This is a genomic window from Novosphingobium sp. 11B (assembly GCF_054589055.1).
On the sequence record NZ_BAAILP010000247.1, the window covers coordinates 8,502 to 12,098 of the forward strand.

General features: G+C 66.8%; 4 protein-coding genes. 3 read left to right on the plus strand and 1 reads right to left on the minus strand.

Going from position 1 to position 3,597, the window contains the following annotated elements; genetic code table 11:
• Together ACYPYD_RS21985 and ACYPYD_RS21990 are read left to right on the plus strand one after the other, a co-directional pair.
• Positions 1 to 350: metallopeptidase family protein (locus ACYPYD_RS21985; RefSeq protein WP_459665506.1), on the plus strand; the 350-nt coding region annotated here is incomplete at its 5' end.
• Between the two features lie 68 nt (positions 351 to 418).
• Positions 419 to 2,179, plus strand: coding sequence for a bifunctional metallophosphatase/5'-nucleotidase (locus ACYPYD_RS21990; protein ID WP_459665509.1), 1,761 nt, complete (start codon positions 419 to 421; stop codon positions 2,177 to 2,179).
• A 42-nt stretch (positions 2,180 to 2,221) separates the two neighbouring features.
• On the opposite strand, the gene ACYPYD_RS21995 is transcribed toward ACYPYD_RS21990, so the two are convergent.
• Positions 2,222 to 2,893: a glutathione S-transferase family protein gene (locus ACYPYD_RS21995; RefSeq protein ID WP_008829331.1), complete on the minus strand. Its 672-nt coding sequence runs from the start codon at positions 2,891 to 2,893 to the stop codon at positions 2,222 to 2,224.
• A gap of 175 nt (positions 2,894 to 3,068) precedes the next feature.
• On the opposite strand from ACYPYD_RS21995, the gene ACYPYD_RS22000 reads away from it, so the two are divergent.
• Positions 3,069 to 3,455, plus strand: coding sequence for a VOC family protein (locus tag ACYPYD_RS22000; RefSeq protein WP_008829330.1), 387 nt, complete (start codon positions 3,069 to 3,071; stop codon positions 3,453 to 3,455).
• Positions 3,456 to 3,597 lie beyond the last annotated feature (142 nt).

The window sequence follows — 3,597 nt, forward strand, 5'->3', positions numbered from 1 at the left end:
CCCACGCCGCCTTCGCGCGGATTCCTGCGCCCTTCGCGCAGCACCTCGACGGGATCACCGTCCACATCGAGGAATTCGCGGACGAGGAAACGCTGGGCGCCATGGGCATCGAGGATGCCTGGGAACTGACCGGACTCTATCACGGCCGGTCGATGGACACCGATTCGGTGTGGATCTCGGGCGAATTCCCGCCGCGCATCACGCTCTATCGCCAGCCCCTTCTCGCCGAATGGTGTGAGACCGAGGTGGATCTGGAAGACCTCGTCGCGCATGTGGTGATCCACGAAGTAGGCCACCATTTCGGCCTGTCCGACGACGCCATGCATGCGCTGGAGGATCAGGTGCGCTGACAATTCGCACAGGCCGTCGGCGAAATTGTCCCTTGGCCCGTCATATTGCAGTGCGATAGAGCCGGGTCATGACTTCCCCCCGTCTACGCGCTCTGCCGCTCCTCGCTCTCGCTTTCACCGCTGCCTGCGCTGCACCGCAGGCAACCCGCCCGGGAGCGCCCGTCACGGCGGCCACCCCGGTGGAAGTGGGCATCATTGCCATCAACGACTTCCACGGCGCGCTGGAGCCGCCCAAGGCCTCGGTCGAGGCCCCCGGCCCTGATGGCAAGACGGTCAACGTGCCCGCAGGCGGCGGCGCGTGGCTGGCCTCGGCGGTCGATTCGCTCAAGGCGCAACACCCGAACAACGTCGTCGTCGCGGCAGGCGACCTCACCAGCGCCTCGCAGCTGGCCTCCTCGCTCCACCTCGACGAACCGGCGGTCGGCGTGATGAACCGCATCGGGCTGGAGTTCAACGCGGTCGGCAACCACGAGTTCGACCGCGGCTGGAAGGAACTCCAGCGCCTCCAGAACGGCGGCTGCGAGAAGAACACGCGCCTCCAGCCCTGCCAGCTCGAACAGTTCAAGGGCGCCAGCTACAAGTACCTCGCCGCTGCGACCTACAGGGACGACGGCACCACACTGTTCCCCGCCACCGGCCTGAAGACCTTCGGTGAGGGCGCGAGCAAAGTGACCATCGGCTTCGTCGGCCTATCGCTCAAGTCGATCCCCACGCTCGTCCAGCCCGACATGGTCAAGGGACTGACCTTCGGTGACGAGGCCGAGGCGATCAACAAGGCGATTCCCGTGCTCAAGGCCGAGGGCGCCGACGCCGTCGTCGTGCTGATCCACCAGGGCGGCAAGACGGCTGCCAAGGACCCCAATTCGTGCGAGGGCTTCGCGGGCGACATCCAGCCGATCCTCGACAAGCTGAACCCCGGCGTCGATTTCGTCGTCTCGGGGCACACGCACTGGCAGTACGTGTGCCAGTACGGCCAGTCGGGCGACGGCTCCCCCATCCTGCTGACCAGCGCGGGCGTCTACGGCAAGCTGGTGACCGACATCACCCTCACCATCGACCCCGCCAGCCACAAGGTCATCGCCAAGAAGGCCCGCAACGTGATCGTCCAGTCGCCGGGCTACACCAGCGGCCGAGGCGACGTGCCGAATACCACCGCCTACCCGCAGTTCCAGCCGCGCGCGGACGTGGCCGATTATGTAGCGGGCTACGTGAAGGATGCAGCCGGGCTGATCCAGCGCCCGGTCGGCAAGATGTCAGGCCCGGCGGCGAAGGGCAGCAGCGAGAGCGCCAGCGGCGGCGACCTTGGCAACCTGGTTGCCGATTCGCAGCTCGCGGGCACCCGGGCTGCGGGCGCGCAGATCGCCTTCACCAACCCCTTCGGCATCCGCGCCCCGATCGATCCGGCGCCGGACGGCACCGTCACCTTCGGGCAAGTCTACGCGACGCAGCCCTTCAACAACGAGCTGGTGACGATGACGCTGACCGGCGCGCAGGTCCGCGCGGTGATCGAGGACGGGCTCGACGACGCGGGCGACAAGCAGGCGCTGGCGCCCTCGGCCGGGCTGAAGTTCTCGTACGACATGCGCCGTCCCTCGGGCAGCCGCGTGGTGTCGCTGACGCTGAACGGCAAGCCGCTCGCCCCTGCCGCGAAGTACCGCGTCACCGTGGTCAACTTCCTCGCCGAAGGCGGCGACGGCTTCGCGACCTTCAAGCAGGGCACCGAGATCACGCGCGGCATGATCGACAACGAGGCGTTCCAGCAGTGGCTCGCCGCCGTGCCTGTGCGTCAGGTGCCCAAGGAAGAGCGCACCGTTCGCCTCGACAAGTAATGCAAGCCCGGTCCCTGCGGCCTTCGCGGGGAACGGAATCTATCAAGCATCGACTTCGGCGTAGTGGCTGGGCGGCTGGATCACTTCCATGCGCTCCGACAAAAGCGGCCGAAACGAGGGCCGCGACTTCATCACCAGATACCAGCCGCGCGCCTGCTCGTGGCTCGACCAGTCGAGGCCGCCGAGATAGTCCGCCACCGACAGCTGCGCCGCCGCCGCGAGGTCCGCCAGCGTCATCGTCGCGCCGGCAAGCCAGGGCCGGTTGTCGATCAGGTAGTCGATATAGTCGAGGTAGTCGTGCGCCAGCTTCATTGATTCGCGCAGCGCTTTGGCATCGGGCGCCTGGCGGAACACGAGGCGTTTCTTCATCCGCTCCAGCAGCAGCGGGCCGGAAACGTCGTTGTAGAAGTTCTCGTCGAACATCGCGATCAGGCGGCGGATCTCGGCCCGCTGCTGGGCGGTGCCGCTGATCAGCGGATAGCGATCCACCGTCTCCTCGAAGTATTCGCAGATCGCGCGACTGTCCGACAGCACGAGGCCCTTGTCGGTTTCACGGATCACCGGCGTGCGTCCGGCCGGGTTCATCGCGAAGAGGCGATCCTCGCCTTCCCACGGTCGCGCGGTCTGGAGTTCATACGCGATGCCCTTCTCTGCCATGAGCAGCCGGACCTTGCGACTGAAGGGGCAGAGCGGGAACTGATAGATGTGCCACATGGCGATCCGGAATGCCGAAAGGGCACGGCCCCGTCCATTTCACGGAGGCGGGAATCAGGTGGATAAGTCCGCGCTCCATCCGTTGCGCGATATCTCGCGCCCCTGCGTCTCCGCTCGTTGACCCCTGCCCTGCGCGCCGACACTCTCTCCGCAAACGGGAAAGGGAGAGGAAACCGTGCTGCTCAAGTCCATCCGCCTGGGGTCGAACGACCTTGCCAGGACCCGCGCGTTCTATGACGCGACCTTCGGTGCGCTGGGCCTCGCACCCTGCTCGACGCCGGACCAGTACCCGATCGTGATGTGGGACCTTGGCGGCGTGCGCTTCCTGCTCGGCCCGGCGCGCGACGGCGAGGCGTGCACGCACGGCAATGGCGGCACGATCCTGTTCGACGCGCCGGATCAGGATGCGGTCAGGACTTGGCACGCGGCGGGCCTGGCCAACGGCGGCACCGACGAAGGCGCCCCCGAGGCCAAGCCGCAGGCGCGCGGCGCCTTCGGGGCCTACCTGCGCGACCCCGACGGCAACAAGCTCGGCGTCTATTCCGGGCTGAGCATGGGCTGAAGTGTGATCGCCTGCGACTATGCCGCCGTCATCCCCGCGAAGGCGGGAACCCATCTCCCGATGCTTCATGTTGCACGGGCATCAGTTGGGTCCCCGCCTTCGCGGGGATGACGAAAATTGGAAGCATGTCGAAGAGGGTGAT